General features: G+C 41.4%; 17 protein-coding genes. 5 read left to right on the forward strand and 12 right to left on the reverse strand.

What is annotated here, in order from left to right; translation table 11 throughout:
• Positions 1–77: 77 nt before the first annotated feature.
• The 5 genes from LA20533_RS03015 to LA20533_RS03035 form a co-directional block, all read right to left on the reverse strand.
• Positions 78–902: a hypothetical protein gene (locus tag LA20533_RS03015; RefSeq protein ID WP_056946773.1), complete on the reverse strand. Its 825-nt coding sequence runs from the start codon at positions 900–902 to the stop codon at positions 78–80.
• Positions 903–1,065: 163 nt separating this feature from the next.
• Entirely contained in the window at positions 1,066–3,138 is a 2,073-nt protein-coding gene (locus LA20533_RS03020; protein ID WP_075362789.1) for a glucosaminidase domain-containing protein, read from the reverse strand.
• Between the two features lie 122 nt (positions 3,139–3,260).
• The gene (locus LA20533_RS03025) at positions 3,261–4,769 is read right to left on the reverse strand and encodes a glycosyltransferase family 39 protein (protein WP_056946819.1); all 1,509 of its coding nucleotides are present in this window, start codon (positions 4,767–4,769) and stop codon (positions 3,261–3,263) included.
• Positions 4,770–4,954: 185 nt separating this feature from the next.
• A complete protein-coding gene (locus tag LA20533_RS03030) occupies positions 4,955–5,212 on the reverse strand; it encodes a DUF2922 domain-containing protein (RefSeq protein WP_056946822.1) in 258 nt (85 codons plus the stop codon).
• 53 nt (positions 5,213–5,265) lie between these two features.
• On the reverse strand, positions 5,266–5,490 hold the full coding sequence (locus LA20533_RS03035; RefSeq protein ID WP_054746475.1) for a DUF1659 domain-containing protein: 225 nt from the start codon (positions 5,488–5,490) through the stop codon (positions 5,266–5,268).
• Between the two features lie 205 nt (positions 5,491–5,695).
• On the opposite strand from LA20533_RS03035, the gene LA20533_RS03040 reads away from it, so the two are divergent.
• The 3 genes from LA20533_RS03040 (at position 5,696) to LA20533_RS03050 (ending at position 9,185) form a co-directional block, all read left to right on the forward strand.
• Complete coding sequence (locus tag LA20533_RS03040) at positions 5,696–6,559, forward strand: hypothetical protein (RefSeq protein ID WP_054746476.1); 864 nt, start codon at positions 5,696–5,698, stop codon at positions 6,557–6,559.
• Positions 6,560–6,659: 100 nt separating this feature from the next.
• Positions 6,660–7,097, forward strand: a complete 438-nt coding sequence (locus LA20533_RS03045) for a hypothetical protein (RefSeq protein WP_054746477.1) — start codon at positions 6,660–6,662, stop codon at positions 7,095–7,097.
• A gap of 63 nt (positions 7,098–7,160) precedes the next feature.
• Positions 7,161–9,185 (forward strand): KUP/HAK/KT family potassium transporter, encoded by a 2,025-nt coding sequence (locus tag LA20533_RS03050; RefSeq protein WP_056946825.1) that lies wholly within the window; start codon positions 7,161–7,163, stop codon positions 9,183–9,185.
• Between the two features lie 750 nt (positions 9,186–9,935).
• Here the strand turns inward: LA20533_RS03050 and LA20533_RS03055 are convergent.
• The 4 genes from LA20533_RS03055 to LA20533_RS03070 form a co-directional block, all read right to left on the reverse strand.
• Positions 9,936–10,145, reverse strand: coding sequence for a hypothetical protein (locus LA20533_RS03055; protein ID WP_054746478.1), 210 nt, complete (start codon positions 10,143–10,145; stop codon positions 9,936–9,938).
• 372 nt (positions 10,146–10,517) lie between these two features.
• The gene (locus tag LA20533_RS03060) at positions 10,518–10,919 is read right to left on the reverse strand and encodes a hypothetical protein (RefSeq protein WP_056946827.1); all 402 of its coding nucleotides are present in this window, start codon (positions 10,917–10,919) and stop codon (positions 10,518–10,520) included.
• A complete protein-coding gene (locus tag LA20533_RS03065) occupies positions 10,891–11,145 on the reverse strand; it encodes a hypothetical protein (protein ID WP_141322602.1) in 255 nt (84 codons plus the stop codon). Before LA20533_RS03065 ends, LA20533_RS03060 begins: the two co-directional genes overlap by 29 nt.
• 337 nt (positions 11,146–11,482) lie before the next feature.
• Positions 11,483–13,435, reverse strand: a complete 1,953-nt coding sequence (locus LA20533_RS03070) for a M13 family metallopeptidase (protein ID WP_056946830.1) — start codon at positions 13,433–13,435, stop codon at positions 11,483–11,485.
• A 161-nt stretch (positions 13,436–13,596) separates the two neighbouring features.
• Here LA20533_RS03070 and LA20533_RS03075 point away from each other — a divergent pair, with 161 nt between their 5' ends.
• Positions 13,597–14,238, forward strand: a complete 642-nt coding sequence (locus tag LA20533_RS03075; RefSeq protein WP_054746447.1) for an FMN-dependent NADH-azoreductase — start codon at positions 13,597–13,599, stop codon at positions 14,236–14,238.
• A 176-nt stretch (positions 14,239–14,414) separates the two neighbouring features.
• Complete coding sequence (locus tag LA20533_RS03080; protein WP_056946833.1) at positions 14,415–14,705, forward strand: type II toxin-antitoxin system RelB/DinJ family antitoxin; 291 nt, start codon at positions 14,415–14,417, stop codon at positions 14,703–14,705.
• A 1,069-nt stretch (positions 14,706–15,774) separates the two neighbouring features.
• On the opposite strand, the gene lacD is transcribed toward LA20533_RS03080, so the two are convergent.
• The 3 genes from lacD to LA20533_RS03105 form a co-directional block, all read right to left on the reverse strand.
• Positions 15,775–16,764 (reverse strand): tagatose-bisphosphate aldolase, encoded by a 990-nt coding sequence (gene lacD / locus LA20533_RS03095; protein WP_054746450.1) that lies wholly within the window; start codon positions 16,762–16,764, stop codon positions 15,775–15,777.
• Between the two features lie 182 nt (positions 16,765–16,946).
• Complete coding sequence (locus tag LA20533_RS03100; RefSeq protein ID WP_054746451.1) at positions 16,947–17,594, reverse strand: TetR/AcrR family transcriptional regulator; 648 nt, start codon at positions 17,592–17,594, stop codon at positions 16,947–16,949.
• A 14-nt stretch (positions 17,595–17,608) separates the two neighbouring features.
• Positions 17,609–19,219 (reverse strand): ABC transporter permease, encoded by a 1,611-nt coding sequence (locus LA20533_RS03105; protein ID WP_056946842.1) that lies wholly within the window; start codon positions 19,217–19,219, stop codon positions 17,609–17,611.
• Between the last annotated feature and the right edge of the window lie 7 nt (positions 19,220–19,226).

Genomic DNA, 19,226 nt, shown 5'->3' on the forward strand with positions numbered 1-19,226 from the left:
AATATTAATTACGCTAAAAGTCGGGTAAAACTTTTTTATAATAAAATTTTTCCAAAAAAAAATTGGTTGTCCACCAATTAATCCCATTTATACTTTCTTTTGTTAACCCTGGTCCTAAACACTTTCATATCGGAAAGTGTACACTTGATATCATACTCACTTTCCAGTAACCTCTTCATAAAGATCAGTTCTTCCTCAACAATATTATCAATGAAGTCCTGAGTAAGTGTGCTATCAACGGAACTAATAATATCTGCCTGTCCATAATCCCAATCTAATCCAAGATTACTTTCATCACCCATCTTATGCTTTATGCTAAATCCCATTTCACTAACGAAACGCTCTGTAACAAGGCAGGATAGATAATTCACCGCAATTGATTTACCAAGATGGGATTTCACATAACTGAAATCCTGTTCAAAGTGAAAAACAATACCAGATTTACTAGAAAAACTACTTTGATTATGTATGAAACTAAAGTCATTCATCTGGTGCAGTGCCACCCAATCCACAATCTTCTTTGAATAACCGTTGAGTGAAAAATAAGAGTAATTACCATATGAAAGTACGTGGTATCTCTTAATATTTAATTGTTGATGCATCTGCTTACTTTGTGTGAAGCTCAAAATATTCTGCCGCACATATTCGTTAACTATATGTTTCGTCGTTTGTGTAGTCACAACAATGCCGCAGCTTAAATCAAACACAACAGAATTATAACAACCTGCAATTTGTTGATCTGAAAAATTGTATAGTACTACCACAGCTGGTGTCATTTTATAGTCGTTATCAATGGTGAATAATTCATCCAGTCGATGATCAATAAAGAAAGACTCTCGGATTTTATTTCTGTTCCAACATTTTAAATCATGGTCTAAAGTCATCTTAAAAATGTTTGTCATATGCTCACGAGCCATTCTTCAATTTATGAAATCTTAAGTTGTGCTTTATCAGCTTAACATAGACCAAAGCTATATAAAAGCGCTTACAATAATATACTCGGTTATTTTTGAATTAAAAAAATCCACAAATACTGTGGATTTCAAAGGGAAGAATTCAAGTTTCTTAAACTAGTGGAATCTGGCTGTACCCTGTCACATAGACATACTTGCCGTTAATCCAGTCATTGGTACCAACTTTATACCATGTCTCGTTATCAACAATCTTACGGCCGAAGACTTTCCATGAAGTAGCTGGATTAAGCTGCTGTCCCGTTCTAGTTCCATTGGGAGCACTGTGAACTGCAATACTCTTAAGGTAATCGACCTTTGCAATAGGACTACCATAATTGCTGATTTTACCGGCATGTGTTCCTAAATATGAATCAATTGCTGGGATACCACTGTAACCTGTGACAGATAAGTACTTGCCCTCTATCCAGTCATTTGTACCAACTTTATACCAAGTATCACCAGCATAGTTTGCCCGACCAAACACTTTCCAGCGACTACCTGCTGCCAATGTATTAGTCTTCTTAGATACTCCCGGAGCTGTCCAGACGGAAATTGCATGACCAACCTCGACCTTAGCAACTGGTTCTCTGGAATTAATGGTTGTTCCAGCATTAAAATAAACCACAGGAATCTTACTGTAACCCGTTACATAAAGGTACTTGCCCTCTATCCAATCATTTGTACCAACTTTATACCATGTCTCGTTATCAACAATCTTACGGCCGAAGACTTTCCATGAAGTAGCTGGATTAAGCTGCTGTCCCGTTCTAGTTCCATTGGGAGCACTGTGAACTGCAATACTCTTAAGGTAATCGACCTTTGCAATAGGACTACCATAATTGCTGATTTTACCGGCATGTGTTCCTAAATATGGATCAATTGCTGGGATACCACTGTAACCTGTGACAGATAAGTACTTGCCCTCTATCCAGTCATTTGTACCAACTTTATACCAAGTATCACCAGCATAGTTTGCCCGACCAAACACTTTCCAGCGACTACCTGCTGCCAATGTATTAGTCTTCTTAGATACTCCCGGAGCTGTCCAGACGGAAATTGCATGACCAACCTCGACCTTAGCAACTGGTTCTCCGGAATTAATGGTTGTTCCAGCATTAAAATAAACCACAGGAATCTTACTGTAACCCGTTACATAAAGGTACTTGCCCTCTATCCAGTCATTTGTACCAACTTTATACCATAACTGCCCATTAACCGTCTTACGGCCAAATACCTTCCAGTTAGATTGCGGACTGAGTTTCTGACCAGTAACACTAGTACCTGGTGCCTTATAGACGGCAATACTCCTTGAACTTTCTACCCTCGCAATTGGGTTACCATCATTACTTACAGTCCCCATTAAAGAGGGGCCCTGAGAAGAGGAGTCAGTCATTGCAGAACTCATAACCCATTGACCGCTTGCAATCTCGTTATACTTAGAACCATCAGGTAAAGTAACTTGACGTAACACCTTTTTGACAGTGCCAGCCGCAATAGAACCCAAGCTCTTCTTCTGGCCACTAAAAGTATTATAAATGTTTGTCTGTACCTTCACTTTTTGATCTTGATTCAAAGTTTTGTACTGAGGGTCGTACTTTGTCAAACCAAGAGTTGAAATGAGACTATTAAGTGCGGCAGCATAGGTTCCACTCGTAGCATAATGAACACCAATAGCAGCTGTTGCTGCAGTATATGATGATGCATTCTCAAGCCAGGCACCCTTGTATAGTTCTCGATTCCAGGCAAACGCGCTCCTGATTTTCAGACCATTATCTGCAAAAGAAGCCTCTAAGTTGGGATAGGTTCTAAATGGTTTATTAACCTTATACGCATTGTCCTTATCATACTCCCAGGTCAACATGTAAACAGCACCGTATTTCCCTTTGTCTGAGCTCTCCACATAATTAATACCGAAATAATTGTTATTTGGCGCTTGGGCTAATTCAGACGTTCCGGAGCCACTCTCTAAGACGGCCTGAGCAATCATGACAGAAGGATAAACTCCATACCTCATAGATTGAGTCTGAGCAATTCTCGCAACTTTCTCTACAAATACTTGTTGAGCCGTTGCAGCTTCAACTATATTCTCAGGTTGATCCTTTAGCACTATCTCATTAAGAACCGCCGCTGAGCCACCCATCACCAAAATTGCAGGTATAATCGCTCTAACCATCGTCTTCTTCATAGATACTCTCCTAAATAATACGTTCTAATTATTTATACGCTAATTTAACATTATCACGTCTTCAAACAAGCAGCAACAATCATACATTCACAGATTACAAGATATTTATTGGAAACTTAGCGTTATTTAACAATGCTAATATCTTGGGCCTTCTCTTGATCAACTTTTCCAAGTAAACTAGACAAACCAATTGCGCCCATTGAAATAATAAACGGAATGATAAAGAATCTGTATCTAGTCTGAATTTCAATCAATAAATGGACTGCAATATAGCCAAAAATTAAAATAATCAACAACATCACAAAACTATTTTTATTTAGCATAATATCTGCTGATTTAAACATCATCACTAGTGCAATGACTAGTAGCATAAAGATGAAAATCCATTGGATCTTCTGAGCGAGTTCGATTCTTCTTATCACCAATTTTCCGTTCAATGTAGTTACATTGACTTGGACATTTGGGTTATTCGCAGACCACCTCATTGAAGAATCATTATCACTCCACATAGACTTGTACTTCACTAAGAATAGCTTCAGTACATTGCCGTTCTTGAGCTCTGATTTTATTATTCTTTTACCCAAAGCATCACGTTTCACTCCAATTGGTTCTTTATTAAGCTCAGCCAAGGCTTCAGTAGAATAATGGCCGCGAGATTCTGAATTAAGACCAGTAACGAATTTCCACATTGGATCACGATTTACCAGTCCATAATCTGAGACACCACTCGCCTTTATTCCAGCTCCGGCAGCAAACATACCAACAAAATAAATAACCAAGATTACAACAATTGCCAACAATGATTTGATATTCCCGGAGAAGAATTTTTTTCTGTATTCTAAAACATATACTAAGTAGTAAAGTACGATAGCGATTAAAATAACCGGACCTAAAGGTCGCATGATATTCCCCAAAAGAATGAACAGAGCCCCGAAAGATAACTTCATTAGACCTAGCCAACTATCTCTCAATTGCTTCTGACCATCAATAAGTAGGTAAAAACCAGCTACATACATTAGTGTAGCCACAATTTGGTTTGTAAGCACACTTGTCATTAGGATAGCTGGTAGATAGAACGCATACATAAACATGGCAATCATAGCGGTACGATCGTTGCTGATGAGCTTGACCATGAAATAAAGTAAAATAATTGTTAATCCGCCTAGTAGGACGTTCATAAGTTGAAGACTAAATACACTTGTGCCAAACACTTTCATTATCAAAGCTTGGTACAAAACAAACCCATTTTGATATGGGTAAGCTAGAAAGTAACCGGATTCCTTAAGCACATTCAGATTATGCCCACTCGCTAAATCACGAGCGGCATGGTACATTACCGCAAAGTCGGATTCAGGTACAGTATTCGCAACCTTAATCCACCAATACCGAATCAATGCTGCTAAAATAACAATTGTTGCTAGTACAATTACCCTAACCAATCTCTTATTCGGTATGAAATACAAGCCCACACTAACGCCAATATAAAAAATCACAAATAATGTAGTTACTACATCTAAGTTTGCCAGTCCAAATTTTTTTAAATTTAGCAGGCTGAATAGGACAATAAGAACGCCACCCAAGCTACCCACAGTTAGTAAAAATACGTTACTCACTTTACGCAATATTCGCATAGTCTTCTTTTTCTCCAGCATTATAATAAACAGATTAATCCATTAACCTTCAGAGTATAAAAAAAGCCTTGAATATACAAGAGAACCTCTGTTCACAATCTCACACAAAAAGGTCCGCCAAATTTGGCGGACCCTATATTTGCTATTTAAATTTAAAGAACCCTCGCCCCAGTTTAAGTATCTTGTTAAGCAACTGGAGTAGCTGCAGGAGCTTCATAAATAGGTGTAACGTGGCGCTCAACATATCTTGCATTTTTTGGTGTTTGATAAACGATCACCCCATCTTTTTCAAAGATGTTCTCGGTGACGATTGCCTCCATCGCAGCCTGCGCCACCTCTGGAGTAACACTCTCATTCATTTCGCTCAATGAGATAGATGTGTTCTTTCCTTCGCCATTGAGAAACGATAACGTTAACTGTTTAGTAACTGTTGTTTCAGCCATTAATAAAATCCTCCAAGTGTAGTTTCAAATAATTAATCAGTCCAGGTTATGCCCTATGCTACAGTATCTAGATCGATAGTTTGATGTTGTACAAGCTCGATATCCACCAGAACATCCCCGTCTAACAATGGTAACAACGCTTCAGCAACCTTTTTCAGTCCCGCAGCGGTCGCATCCTGTTTAACGTTTCGGAAGCTTCTAGTCTTCTTACCTTTAACATATTTGGCATCATTTTGAAAAGTAATGTTGACAGATTGGCTCAGAAATTCATAACCCATAATCAATTCTCCCTTGAATTATATTTGTAATTGTAAGCTTCACCGCCGGCTGGTGCTCCTTACATTATTACTAACGTTTCAGGGCGTCCAAAAGTACCATTTTTTATAAAAAAACGTGAACACGCCCCTCGGACAGGCGGAGCGTTTTAAAGACCGGGGATATTTGTTATAATAGTTGCAGTTACAAATCCGGAGGGAAAATAACATGAAGAAGAAATATTGGATTATTGGTGGGGTAGCCGCTGTGGTCGTGGTTATTGGAATCGCGCTCGCAGTTAATGCCAATAACACCGCAAAGAAGAACCAATTGGCTGACCAATACAACACAGCAATGAATGCGGGTAAGGACGCCGTCGATGCAAAGGAATACAGCATAGCAGCTAAATACTTCGAACGTGCTGAGAATTACCGCGAGGATGACGTGAAGGCTGAAGCCTACGGAAACCAAGCCGAGAGTTTTGCCGAAGCAATGGACGAAATTAACGATTATAAATTCGACTCCGCCAACGATAAGTTAAGCGATGTGCTATCAGAACCCGATGGCTATTCCGTAATGAATACCCAGGCGAGGAAATTACAGGCTAAGGTTGCTGAAGTTTTAGACAACATCGAGAACGAGATTCAGCCATTAATTGACCAGGCCGAGAGTAACGAAGACTCGGACAAGTACGCCGAGGCAGTGGAACTTTACGATCAAGTTATCGCACTGGATTACATTAATGGTAAGTACTACAAGAAAGTACTACGGGAAGTGAAGTCCAGCCGGGCAAAGGCGGCGGCTGCACAGGCTAATAGTAGTTCCAATGCAAGTTCTGACTCAGAAAAACCTACAGATCAAAATGAGCCACACGGAGAGGGCGCTACTGAAGATGATCGCCAGGTTAACGGGAAGCAAATCACACCCGAGATGATTGCTGATGCCAGAAAGCAACTGACCGCACTCGGTGAAACCTCCGCTTTCTACAGCGACTTAGACGTAATGCGTGTAATCAAAATCGCGGCCGAAAACGGTCACTCTACGATTACTAAAGAAGACATTGCAGAATATCTTAAACCAAGTGGCAACTAACAATTGACTTAAGTGGGATTTTAATAATATTATTTCTAGTGCTGATATAAATATCATACAGGAATCAATTTAATGGCCTTTTAGGCTAGGGGGAATAATTGTGAATAATAGTGAAACTATGAATGTAAATAACGAGGATGAGACGACCGAAGAACTGGGTGCGGGCTTTGACGTGGTCGTACCTAAGCCGGAATTAGTTGAGATGCCTACATCTAATATACCAACATTTGATGCACACATTAGCTCTTTTGCCAGCTTCTACATTAAGAAGTTCAAGACAGACAACTTAGAGGTAATGGAAAGCTTCGACGCCCACAACGGAATGATGGAATTGAACAAATACATCTTGAACAATATTAGTCTTCCAAGAAAAGACTTGGCACAGAAGACCATTGCGACTCATCAAGCCAAGTTCGAAACCTTGCTGGCAGATATCGCCGAACAGTCGGATGTTAACGTCAATAACCTCACCTCCTACCCACAATGGGAAGAATGGTATGAGTCAATTCGTAAAGAAGGCAAGACAGCTTTATCATAAAGTTTGGTATAATTGAAGAATGCGGATGCATTCTTTTTTTAGATAATTCCTTAAGGAGTAATAATGAATAAAGACACCAAAAAGAAGCTGAGTATTGCTGGTATCCTGATTACAATCGGAATCGTGTATGGTGATATCGGTACCTCGCCTTTGTACGTCATGAAATCGATTGTGAATGGAAACGGCGGAATAGCCTCCATCAATCGAGATTTAATTATTGGTAGTATCTCTTTGATTATCTGGACCATCACACTACTGACCACCGTCAAGTACGTCCTGATTGCCCTTCGCGCTACCAACCATGGTGAAGGTGGTATTTTCGCACTCTATGCCATTGTGAGAAATAAAGCCAAATGGCTCGTCTTCCCCGCCTTAATTGGCGGCGCGGCTCTGTTAGCTGACGGCGTCTTAACACCCGCTGTGACTGTGACCACTTCCATCGAAGGTCTGACGGGTATGAAATTTGGCAACCTCGTTCTCGTCCCCAATCAAACGGTCGTCATTGTCATCACAATTGCGATTATTTCCGTCCTCTTTCTCATTCAGAGAATGGGTACAAGCATCATCGGTAAGGCTTTTGGCCCCGTAATGCTGATCTGGTTTAGCTTTCTCGGGTTAATGGGAATCATTAATATGTTAGGCGATCTTTCGATTCTCCAGGCTCTCAATCCACTTTACGCAATCAAGGTCCTCTTTAGCCCAGCAAATAAAGTTGGTATCTTTATTCTTGGCAGTGTCTTCCTGGCTACTACAGGGGCGGAGGCCCTTTACTCTGACGTAGGACACGTGGGCAAGCGAAACATTCTTGCCTCATGGCCATTCGTATTTATCTGTTTAACTTTAAACTACCTCGGTCAAGGAGTTTGGATTTTACAGAATCAGAATTTCAAAACCAGCGGGGAACTAAATCCATTTTTCGAAATAATCCCTGCAGAATTCCGCTTAGTAGGAATTATCCTGGCAACACTTGCGGCAATCATTGCCTCTCAGGCACTGATCACAGGCTCCTTCACGCTTGTATCAGAGGCTGTTAAGCTTAAGTTCCTACCAAGAATGAACATCGTTTTCCCTTCTAACCAACAGGGGCAAATATTCATTCCAGCAATCAATAAAATGCTCTGGGTGTCTACAATTGGCGTGGTTTTATTCTTCAAAAACTCCGCACATATGGAGGCAGCGTATGGCCTAGCAATCACTGTGACCATGCTGATGACAACCCTCTTATTAGATAAATTCATCGGAATGAAGGGGGCCAAACTATTCTGGCGCGCCCTCTTCTTAGTCTTCTTCGCTGCAATTGAAGGCATGTTCTTAATCTCCAGTTTAATCAAATTCGTTCACGGCGGATACGTCACGGTAATCATCGCTGGGGTAATTCTCTTCGCCATGTACGTTTGGTATTACGGCAACCGGATTCGGGATAAACGCGAGAACAAGAACTCATACGTCCGCCTTGATAAATACACTGACATGTTGACGGATTTGAGCCACGACAATGGCTATCCAACCTATGCGACTAACTTAGTCTATATGGCAAAGGTGAAGCACGATAAATTTATCAAACGTGAGATTCTCTACTCCATCTTGGATAAAAGACCTAAGCGAGCTCACGCCTACTGGTTCGTGACCGTGAATGTTACTGATGAACCTTTCACTGCCGAATACGCAATTAACACCTATGGTACAAAAAACGTGATAAACATCCAATTATACCTTGGGTTTAGACAGGAGCAACGGGTTAATGTCTATCTGAGACACATCGTACATGACTTAATCGAGAACAAGACTATTGAGTCACAGCCGCAAGAATATACAACCACGCCAGGGCGCGACGTTGGTGATTTCAGTTTCGTCATCGTACAAGATGTTATTTCACCGCAAACAGAGCTCACGAGCTATGAGAAGTGGATCATTCAAGCGCGTGTCTGGCTGCAGAATCTTTCAAGTAACCCCGCTAGTTGGTTTGGCCTTGAATACTCTGATACCGTCATTGAGAAGGTACCACTGATCTTGGGTAAACAAGGGAAACACCGCATTCGCGAAATCACACCGGAACGTAAAGCAAGATTCGACCAGTTACCAAAATAATGACAAATAAAAACCCAGATGCGTAAACATCTGGGTTTTTATTTAGATTAAACGATCCGCTGATATTTAAAAGAAAGAAGGTAAAAACAAATTAGAATTACGAAAAGGAAAAAAACGATTATCAGTATATTACTGGATATTTGGTATTAAAGGATTTACTAACCTATTGTATTGGTTGCGAGTCTATTTAGCAGAAATACGGATCTGTTCATCTAGTTTAGTGATTGAGTGTAAGCTGGTCTCCCCCTGAAGCAATAAGCATTGTTACCGCTTACATTATTAATATAACAGTGTTTTAACCATATGTCTAGATGTTTTTGGTGATTTTTTTGCTAGAAAACCACTACATAGGTTAGGGCGAGCCACGCCAGAAGTAGTAGAACGATAAAAAATCTACTATGAGCGGTTAACCGCTGCTCATTTAACCTGCTAACTCGCGTTTTTGCTTGGTACTTTGTGCGCTTAACACTGTAGACAAGTACAGCAATCGGTACTAAATATCCGACCACCATGTAGAGGTATTCCCAAATTCGTGTCACAATCAACTACTCTGATCATCCATATTGTATCTTGAACTAGTCTATTTTAACAAAAAAGCCCAAAACTAGAATGAACTAATTTTGAGCTTTTAGCAATTATATCACTTAACATAGTTATCGGTATTTATCTTTGATTAAGCACGTCTCTTACGATCAACACCGGCTAAAGCAAGGATCCCTGAAACAATTGCTAAGCATCAGCTAGAATTGATTATTTAATTACTACCATGTAAGTAAGCACAAGCCAGCCAATAAATAAAATAGAGCCCATTACCCATGCCTGCTGCGTAATTTTACGCTTATAAAAACGATCCACGCGCGAATCGCCAACTCGCGGCCTTCTAAGTAATGTTGCCGCAATTGCAAGAACGCCAATTACGCCACCAATAATCATGTAAATATATTCCAAAGTCTGACTCATTATTACTCCTCAAAAAAAGATAGATAGCGCAAGGCTATTTATCTTTAATTTTACCCTATTTACCTAACTTATTGAGGATTTTTTTTGGAGTGGGAAATTTTCCACTCATAATTGTTGCTCCGGCACCGAGACCAAGACCTAGGGTAGCAATCGCTGCAAGTGCAACGACCAATGGCACAGAACTTCTATTGGTGTTCTTGGCATGCGCTTTTTTCGCAATTTTTTGTGTATTATTAGTCCTCTGTTGCTTACGTTTGTTACTACGTGCGGGTGTTTCATTTTCACCAAAAGCAATTATATTATGCCTTAGACGAGCGTTACTTCTCAGGGAACTTGCTTTCTTCTTGGTGGTTGCTCTATGGACACCTTGAGTTACTGCATGGGCTCTTTAGGATTACTGCTTGCCTCGTGTTCTTGTGCACTTTGAGCGTTTGAAAAAACAAACGCCTCAGCCTCATTGTTGGCAACTGGCAGAACTTGAGTATTTTCTACAACATTTGTTGCGACAGAATTACCTGGCGTTTCAGCATCATTAGCGTGATTATCACCAGTCTCATAGTTATCCACTTGTTCTGCAACCTGATTAGGCTCTGCAACGTTTAGACCATTATCTTGATTATCATAGGACACATTGGTGTAGACTGACTCACCAACTTTAAAACCGGTAAATTCTTTGTCATTAGTTGGATCATCATCGGTATTATCATAGAACTCGTCCGTAACCGAATCACCATCGACCTTCGTGTTAATAACCTCGTGGTTGTTGCTCAGCACTATCCTTGCTAACAGATAGCGGTTCACCAACTTGTGTGCCAGAAATATTTAGATTATTTTCAGTATCAACATCCGTGTTGTGGTACGCATTAGTCGTCGAAACAGGTTCGCCTAATGATTCCTTGTTTTCATAGTAATCTTCGGCGTCTGAACTAAACATAATCCCCGTCATACCTACAGCTAGTTCCCATAGTATTGCCTGCGTTTTAAAAGTACGCTCCATCATCATCTCCACTCCCTAATAACTGATATTTCCTAAATTTCACATACAACATAGCACGATAAATTCTGTTTTTAGTTTTATAACTAGAAATCTTTCAGTCACCATAATTGGTCCATACCTGTTTGCCGAACGTCTGCTATTAGAGCGTTTAAGATGCCACTATTGTTACCCGTTTCCAAATGTCTAGGCCAGAATCCTTATATGGACTATACTTTTCATTTCATAACGCAGGTTGAGTTGACAAGATTGAATAACAAACGTTTTAGTCTAACTTCTAATCGATTTGGGGCACACAAAAAAACGAAGCTGCAGCTTCGTTTTCCATCTATCATCTTTACTTTTACCAAATATTAACGCGCTTCTCAGGTTCTAGATACATGCCATCTTCTGGCTGAACGTCGAATGCCTCATAGAATTCAGCGAAGTTTTGTGGTTGCACATTGGCCCGCATTGGACCTGGAGCGTGCACATCGACCGCCAGCAACATATTAATATACTCTGGTGAAGCCTTCATTGCCCAGACGCGAGCCCAATTCTCAAAGAGCTCTTTCATATTAGCATCAGCCTCCGACTTAGCCGCCTCGATAGCGTTGGACAATCCACCGACATCAGCAACGTTCTCCGAGACAACCAACTTACCATTAATCTTGCCCCCGCCGTATTCGATACCGTCAAAAAGATCAATCTCTGCCTGAGTTCTTGTTTTGAACTGCTTAAAGTCCTCGTCCGTCCACCAGTTCACCATGTTTCCGAATTCATCGAATTGTGCACCGTTGTTATCGAATGCGTGTGAAATTTCGTGGGCAATTACTGCACCAATTCCACCATAATTTGTTGAGCTTGAAGCCTGCAGATCATAGAATGGTGCCTGCAGAATTGCTGCTGGGAAGGTCAAGTCGTTCTTCGATGGGTCATAACCGGCATTGACCAAATTACCAGGCATGTTCCAGGTTGTCCGATCAACATCTTGATCCAACTTCTCTAGGTTATACTTAATCTGTTCCAGACGAGCAGCATGAAGGTTCTCGTACAACGAACCGCCCTTGCTAGTAGGCTTAATCTGGTAACGTGAATAAATCTCTTCGATTTTGTCAGGGTAACCAACCTTCAGCACCATTGCCTGCAACTTAACCTTGGCCTTATCCTTCGTTGCCTGAGAAAGCCAATCATTGTTCGATAGGCGTTGTTCATAGATGCTAATCATCTTGTGAATCATCGAGATTACATCGGCCTTAGCATCATCACCAAGATATTTCTTACCGTAATAGATTCCGACCACTTCATCGAAAAGTCCGTTAGCAGTCTGATAAGCATTCTTCTCAGGATCAGCTAGTTCCTTCACACCAAACATTGCTTGTCTGTATGGGAAACCAGCATCCCGGAATTCCTGACTCAACGAATTCGTCACGCCATTAATAAACTTCACAAACATCCATCCCTTGATTTCAGCGAAGTTTGCTTCATTGACAAGTGATTCAGCGTTCTCAAGGAAACGAGGATCAGCTTCAATCACCCGCTCCGGTACCTTACCAACAATCTGCTGTACGAAACCAGTCACATCAAAGCTCTTGAAGTATTTAGCAAAGTCGTCAAAGTCGTATGGATTGTAACTTGCAGGATAGTCAGCCCACTCCTCATTACTCTTAACAATCTTCGCAACCTTAGCATCGAATTTCAGGGCAGCACTGACATACTGAGCGGCTTCTTCAGCGCTAAGACCGGCCAATTGCAACAGATTTTCACTCTGTGACTCAAAGACCTTGAGTAACTTATCTCCAGCTTCAGTACCGTACTGGGTCGTATCTTGGAGGAAGATGCTTGGTCCACTCGTTGCGAGAACATGGTGCTTCGTATCCTTCATATCGGTATCAACACCAAAATCTACAGGTACAGCGAAACCGTTCAATGAGAAATCAGCAGCCTTCTTGTTGAAATCAGCAAAATCCTTTAAATCCGCTAATTTTTGTAGTGCTCCCTGAATTGGTTTTGCACCGTCAGCATTTCTCTGCTCGAAATCTAGTGCTTGACGGTACAATTCGACCGCATTCTGAAACTCGGTGCCGGCAGGCGTCTCTTTCTCGCCACTGGCGAAAGCGGCAAATTCAGCCATCAAGGCCTTTTCCACATTTTCTGCCAAGACATTGAAGCTTCCTGTTGCCGGCTTGTCAGCAGGAATTTCAGCATTCTTTAAGTATTCTGCATTTACAGCAAGATACAAGTTATCTTGTGGGCGTGCATTCTCTGGTACGGTTACATCACCAGCACCGCCACGAACTGTCATAAATTTAGACATTTTATATACCACCTTTTCTAGTCATGAATCCATGATAGCATAATGAAAAGTTTTTTGGTGTTTTTAATTTTGCTCGTACAAACTTTTTTAAATCAATCCACCTATTTTGCAATGTAAGCATATAATTAAGGAGATTAATAATAATGATAAGGAGTTTAACTATGCCAAAACTTTTGTACGTAATAGCCCACCCCGGAACCGCTGAGAAGTCGCTCACATTAAAGGTTAGCGACACGTTCATCAATGCTTGGGAACAGAATAACCCTGAAGGAACTGTTGATGTCGTCAACTTGTTCGAGCAGGAGCCACCATACTACACGCAAGGCTCTTTCGACACAATTGCAAAGGAGAAATTCAGTACCATCACCGGTCAAGAACTAACATCGGAGGAGACTGAAGTGATGCACCAATTTAACTACTACTTCAATGCGTTCGATGAGGCCGATGTAGTAGTCTTCGCAAACCCAATGTGGAACTACTTCTTACCTGCCGAGTTAAAGCAATACCTCGATTTAATCCAAGTTTCTGGTAAATCATTTAAATACACGGCAGAGGGACCAGTTGGTTTGCTCCAGGATAAGGAAATCGTCCACATTCAGGCCGCAGGTGGTTTCTATCACGGAACAGCAATGGAAGACGAGGATCTCGGTTCGAAATACATTGACCACGTGATGCAATTTATTGGGCTCAACCAAGTCCACCACATCTACATCGAAGGCGCTGCATTTGCGCCAGATAAGGCAGATAGTATCTTGCAAAATGCAAAAGATCAGGCAACTCAGTTAGCTGCTAAGTTAGTGTAATTTATTTTCCGAAGAGGTTTGACTCCTTTCTTGCATATTTATATATAGATGGGAGGAAAAATATTCCATTCTAAACCATGGAATTAAAAGCAACGTTAGTATCATTATCTAGGTGTTTTTACTAAGATATAGTAAATATAACTACTATATGATTAATTTTAGATGGGGGCATTTTGATGGCAACGACAGAGAAACGTAAAATTCAGGTCCAGATAGATCAACCTGTTACTATTAAAGCTGAAAAAATCATGCAGCAACTCGGTATAACACCAAGCGTAGCAGTAAATGCCCTTTACTCTCGAATTGTTGCAACCGGTGGTCTTCCATTTCCTCTACAGCTTACCAAAGATGAGCAAGTTGCAGAGCGGTTACATGCTGCAACAGAACGAGCGATAGCAGAGAGTCGGATTGAATCCAGCAGTCTGAAAACACCAGAAGAAATTAAATCATGGTTAGAAGAAGAATAGTCTATCTTAGATGCAGGAAAATGATATTTACACTGTTTATGTTGGTTACGCTGGTAACCAGGGAGGGAAGCGTAGACCTGTTTGGCTAAGTTCAGTTAATCAGTCCACAATTAGCGTGTTTCGCATTACAACAAAGTATCAGAGTAAATCTGTCAATATTAAGAAAAGACTGATTTTATTACATGATTGGCAAATATTTTATTGGGTTAGTTTCCTGCTCAAGAAGTGCGGAATAACCAAAAATATGAAAAAAACAAATACATAACAGGTGTTAAATTCTAGAATTTTGTATTATTCTTTAGCCAACTAATCAATGGATGGGGGAAAAATCATGGCAGCGAAAAACACAAAAACCGAATAAAAACAAAACACAAATGATGAACTACCATCGAACGGTCTAATCACACTCTTATTTTGGCTGATCATCGCTACATGGTTTTATCTTGCAAACTTTATTTGTGACTACTTATTGAACCTAAATGACGCACCTTGGTCCGTCTTTATTACGGCCTTGTTACTTATTTTTTATTTTGGTTATAACTGCTTTTTCGTTTTGTTTAAACTGTTTGGTTATCATCCGAAACCCACAGCCATCAAATTAGGCGGATCTAGGCTAAGAATGAGCGTGCCAGTTTTTACCCCCATGACACCTGAATTTAAACAATTAATCGCTTCCAGATTAACGTTGGTGAGATTTTACCAAGGATTATTTACGATTACTAAATTTTGTTTTTTAATTATTTTTGCTTATCTATGTGGCAAGTACGCTTTCTACAACACGGAAATATGGCAATTAATTGTTGGGCTCAGTTCCCTCTTTATTATCTTCTTGATGAACACGATTATAACTTGGATCTTTGTCCACGCATTCCGATTAAATGTTATAGCCAAGGAGTTCAATCGCCCGATTTTCAACTTAGAAGAGAGGCAATAGTTCAACTATTTCCAGCTCCGATTTCTTCATAAATCAAAGTCGTTGAGCGACAAAAAGACCCAGACGTGGCTAACGAGCCATATCTGGGTCTGTTTCGAACAAAATTTCAATTAAATTATATTGTTTATCTGTAAACTATTTTACTTCAACCTTTTGGTGCCAGTCTTTAGCGCCACCAAGCACAGCATTCAGAGCTTCAATATTTGCCTTACCCTGAGTTTGTAACCACTGCCGACCAGCTTCTTCTCCTTCAGCAGCGAATGGCTGAATACCTGGTTTCCAAGTTGCACGGCCACAAAGCACACCGTTAAAGTCTGCACCAGCTTCAGTTGCCATCTTGATTTCGTCGATGAACAATTCTGATGTTACGCCGGCTGACAAGAAGATGTATGGCAACTTCGTTGCATCACTTTGTTCCTTGAATAACTTCTTGGCCTCATCCTTCGTCCAGACTACTTCACCATCACCATATCCTTCAACGTACTTGATGTTAAACGGTACTTCAACCTTCAATACAGTGACGTTGTATTCAGGCTTTGAGAATTCCTTCATCATTTCTAGGACTTTGTGTGGCTTAACCTTTGCATATTCAACGCTCTGCACGTCATCAATCTTGGCATCGTAAGAAACGAGTTCCAAGAAGAATGGTAAACCAACTTCTTTGGCTTCTGCACCAACACGCTCAACGAAAGCGTGTTTTCTGTCGTTAATATCTTGATCCTCATCTGTATCGTAGTAAAGCAGGAACTTCACTGCGTCAGCGCCTTCTTCTTTCAGACGGCGTGCTGACCAGTGTGTTAAAAGATCTGGGAAACGGCCTGGCTCCGTTGCGTCATAACCGGTCTTTTCGTAAGCAGTCAACAAACCACAGTTTGCATCACGTACTTTTGCTGCTGGTAAGCCATATTCTGGGTCAAGCAAGATGGCTGAAGCATACTTGGTTAATTCCTTTGATACAGCAACTTTGAAGTCAACGATTGTTTCCTCGTCGGCTGGCTTATTTGCTGCTGCAGCAAGCATCTTCTTCAGTGAACCACGTTGATCAATCGCAAGGGCACTGATAACACCATCCTTATTTGATAAATTCTCTAAATGTTTTGCAACTTCTGTTGAAATAGCAGTCATGAAAAAATCTCCTTTTGTCCTAGTTAATTTAACTTCCGCACACCACTTATTATAAGGACATAGAAAGCGTTGTCAAAGGGTCTAAAAACGAAGAAAGCGCTATCATTTGTGCTGGGTAACGCTTCCAAGAATTTTAAAATATTTTTTCGTTTTTGTTCTATTTTTTTCGTTTTTGTTATTTTTTACTGACGTACAATTCCTTCGTCCAACAACTTGGTGAAGAGCTTAACTTTCTCGATTAATTTATCCATCTCTCCGATCTCTGTAATCTCGCCAGGAACAGCTTGAATATCCCGCATAACGAGGTTGAGAATCGCCCCCATCACCGCCTGCACGTATTCCTCCACCAGCTTTTTGTCGACATCCTCGCGCACATTCATGTTAGCCAAAATTTGTTTACTCAACTTCTGGCTCAGTGCGATTGACTCCTGCAGAATAAAGCCCAGCTTTTCTTGGATTGATTTAGGTAGGATGGCAATTTCGGAATAAGCGTGCACAATAATCTTGAATTGGTGCGGGTACTGGCGCTCCAACTGCATCTTGTAGTTGGTGCTACGAACAATTAACTCGGCGAAGTCATGAATATCCTGCCACTCAGTGAAATCATAAACCGCAAGAATCTGCTCGTACGCAGTTCTAATTGCGGTGACATAGAGGTTTTCTTTTGAGTCAAAGTAATTGAAGACCGTCCCCTTTGAGACGCCTGCCTGCTCCGCAATGACGTCGGTACTCCCCTTCTCATAGCCCTTTAAGCCAAATTCTACAGTGGCCGCCTGAAGGATTGCCTCTGTTTTCGCCGGATTATTTTTCTTGTTCGCCGTTTTACCCATAATTCACCATATTCTTAAACTAAATCCTTTCTACGATAACCGATAATGCTAACAAAAATCAAGCTAAAAGCAATCACGCAAAGCGTGGTAATCGCGGCTAAATCGAGACTCTTCACCGGAATATCCTGCAACCAGCCAAATGGTGTCAACTTCTGAATGTTACCATCTAATTTCAGCAAACCACCAAAATAAATTGAGCCAAAGCCAAAGACGAGGTAGAGCCAATTCAGCATGTATAACTTGGGCAGATAAACCGTGAAGACCAGGGCCAGACCAATGAAGATGCCAATTGCCGGCAGATATGCGAGGTACATCTCCCAGTATTGGCTGAATTCAATGGGCTTCTCCAGTACCGAATTACCAGCAAAGTAGAGTCCAAGTACACCAGCAAAAAAGACGATTGCCGCTCCAAGCAAAGAAACGGTGAGGTAACTTGTCACGAACTTAACGCGTGAAACCGCCTTTGATTCGAGTAATTCGAGCATTCCTTTGGTCTGCTCTGTCTGCAATTTATGGATGATGTTACTGCCGAAAATTACGGCCATCACAGCAAAAACCACAGCTAACAACGCCACGAACTGTAGCGCCACTTTCTGTGAGAGCGCGTTTTGCTGATTGGCACCAATCAATTGTGCGAGCGTTTTGTTATTTTTTACCAAATCGTCAAATGAACCAAAAATTGATCCGTAGGTTGCACCGAAGACTAAGGCAGCAACGCTCCACCAGAGCAGTCCCGCTCGCTCAAGCCGTACGCGCAGAGAATAGAGGCCGCGGAGGGCTGAGCCCGCGCGACTATTACCCGGTCTCTGAGCTAACAGTCCCACACCGACATCACGGTTTCGTGAGACCAGAAAAATTGCGCAGCCTAATAAGAAACTTGCCGTCAAGAAGTAGACCAACGGAAAGTAATCATCATAAATATACGGCTGTGTCTGTCCCAGCCAGCTGAAAGGGCTGAGCCAATCTAGCCCCAGGTCCGAGACATTGTTCATCATCGTCAGAACATAGAAGACACCAATCGCCCCGAAACTAGCTGCGCTAACAGTGCGGGTATTCTCAAAGATTTGAGCTAAGAAGATCGCCAGGAGACCAAATAGTAGCCCCACGGCTCCTTGAACTAGCCCCAGTAAGAATGCCCCTTTAAGCGAGCCACCGTAAATGCCAGAGTTTCCCACCAACAAGCCGATACCAAGTGCATAGACACCGTTCAGGAGCACCAGCTCCCCAATTGCTGCCAGGTTCACGCTACCACGACCAACTGGACGAGAACGGAGCAGCTCAACCACGCCATCCTCTTCAGCTCCTCGTGTATTTTTAACCACAATGAGCACACTCATAATTGCCGCAATAATTGACATGAAGAGATTCATCTCCGCTGCAAAAACCATGGCTGTAGTCAACGTTTGAACGTGGGGCATCTTACCAAGCAAGGCAACCATAGATGGCGTATTCAAAGTCTCAGCCATGGATGTAAGCTCGGCCTTGGTACCATAGAGAGTATTCATGTATGGACCTGTATAGGCGAATAAGCCCAGTAACATGACCAACCATAATGTAAGTTTCAGCCAATCCTTGCGAAGGTTCAAGAGTAACAACCGCCACGTTCGTGCGAAATTATTTGTCATTTGAAAG

Source organism: Amylolactobacillus amylophilus DSM 20533 = JCM 1125 (assembly GCF_001936335.1).
In the GTDB taxonomy this organism is placed as follows: Bacteria; Bacillota; Bacilli; order Lactobacillales; family Lactobacillaceae; genus Amylolactobacillus; species Amylolactobacillus amylophilus.

What these genes read in the sequence shown, in the direction of transcription:
- LA20533_RS03015 (WP_056946773.1), bottom strand. Translation starts at nt 902, where the DNA reads ATGACAAACATTTTTAAGATGACTTTAGACCATGATTTAAAATGTTGG.
- LA20533_RS03020 (WP_075362789.1), bottom strand. Translation starts at nt 3,138, where the DNA reads ATGAAGAAGACGATGGTTAGAGCGATTATACCTGCAATTTTGGTGATG.
- LA20533_RS03025 (WP_056946819.1), bottom strand. Translation starts at nt 4,769, where the DNA reads ATGCGAATATTGCGTAAAGTGAGTAACGTATTTTTACTAACTGTGGGT.
- LA20533_RS03030 (WP_056946822.1), bottom strand. Translation starts at nt 5,212, where the DNA reads ATGGCTGAAACAACAGTTACTAAACAGTTAACGTTATCGTTTCTCAAT.
- LA20533_RS03035 (WP_054746475.1), bottom strand. Translation starts at nt 5,490, where the DNA reads ATGGGTTATGAATTTCTGAGCCAATCTGTCAACATTACTTTTCAAAAT.
- LA20533_RS03040 (WP_054746476.1), top strand. Translation starts at nt 5,696, where the DNA reads ATGAAGAAGAAATATTGGATTATTGGTGGGGTAGCCGCTGTGGTCGTG.
- LA20533_RS03050 (WP_056946825.1), top strand. Translation starts at nt 7,161, where the DNA reads ATGAATAAAGACACCAAAAAGAAGCTGAGTATTGCTGGTATCCTGATT.
- LA20533_RS03055 (WP_054746478.1), bottom strand. Translation starts at nt 10,145, where the DNA reads ATGAGTCAGACTTTGGAATATATTTACATGATTATTGGTGGCGTAATT.
- LA20533_RS03065 (WP_141322602.1), bottom strand. Translation starts at nt 11,145, where the DNA reads ATGATGGAGCGTACTTTTAAAACGCAGGCAATACTATGGGAACTAGCT.
- LA20533_RS03070 (WP_056946830.1), bottom strand. Translation starts at nt 13,435, where the DNA reads ATGTCTAAATTTATGACAGTTCGTGGCGGTGCTGGTGATGTAACCGTA.
- LA20533_RS03075 (WP_054746447.1), top strand. Translation starts at nt 13,597, where the DNA reads ATGCCAAAACTTTTGTACGTAATAGCCCACCCCGGAACCGCTGAGAAG.
- LA20533_RS03080 (WP_056946833.1), top strand. Translation starts at nt 14,415, where the DNA reads ATGGCAACGACAGAGAAACGTAAAATTCAGGTCCAGATAGATCAACCT.
- lacD (WP_054746450.1), bottom strand. Translation starts at nt 16,764, where the DNA reads ATGACTGCTATTTCAACAGAAGTTGCAAAACATTTAGAGAATTTATCA.
- LA20533_RS03100 (WP_054746451.1), bottom strand. Translation starts at nt 17,594, where the DNA reads ATGGGTAAAACGGCGAACAAGAAAAATAATCCGGCGAAAACAGAGGCA.
- LA20533_RS03105 (WP_056946842.1), bottom strand. Translation starts at nt 19,219, where the DNA reads ATGACAAATAATTTCGCACGAACGTGGCGGTTGTTACTCTTGAACCTT.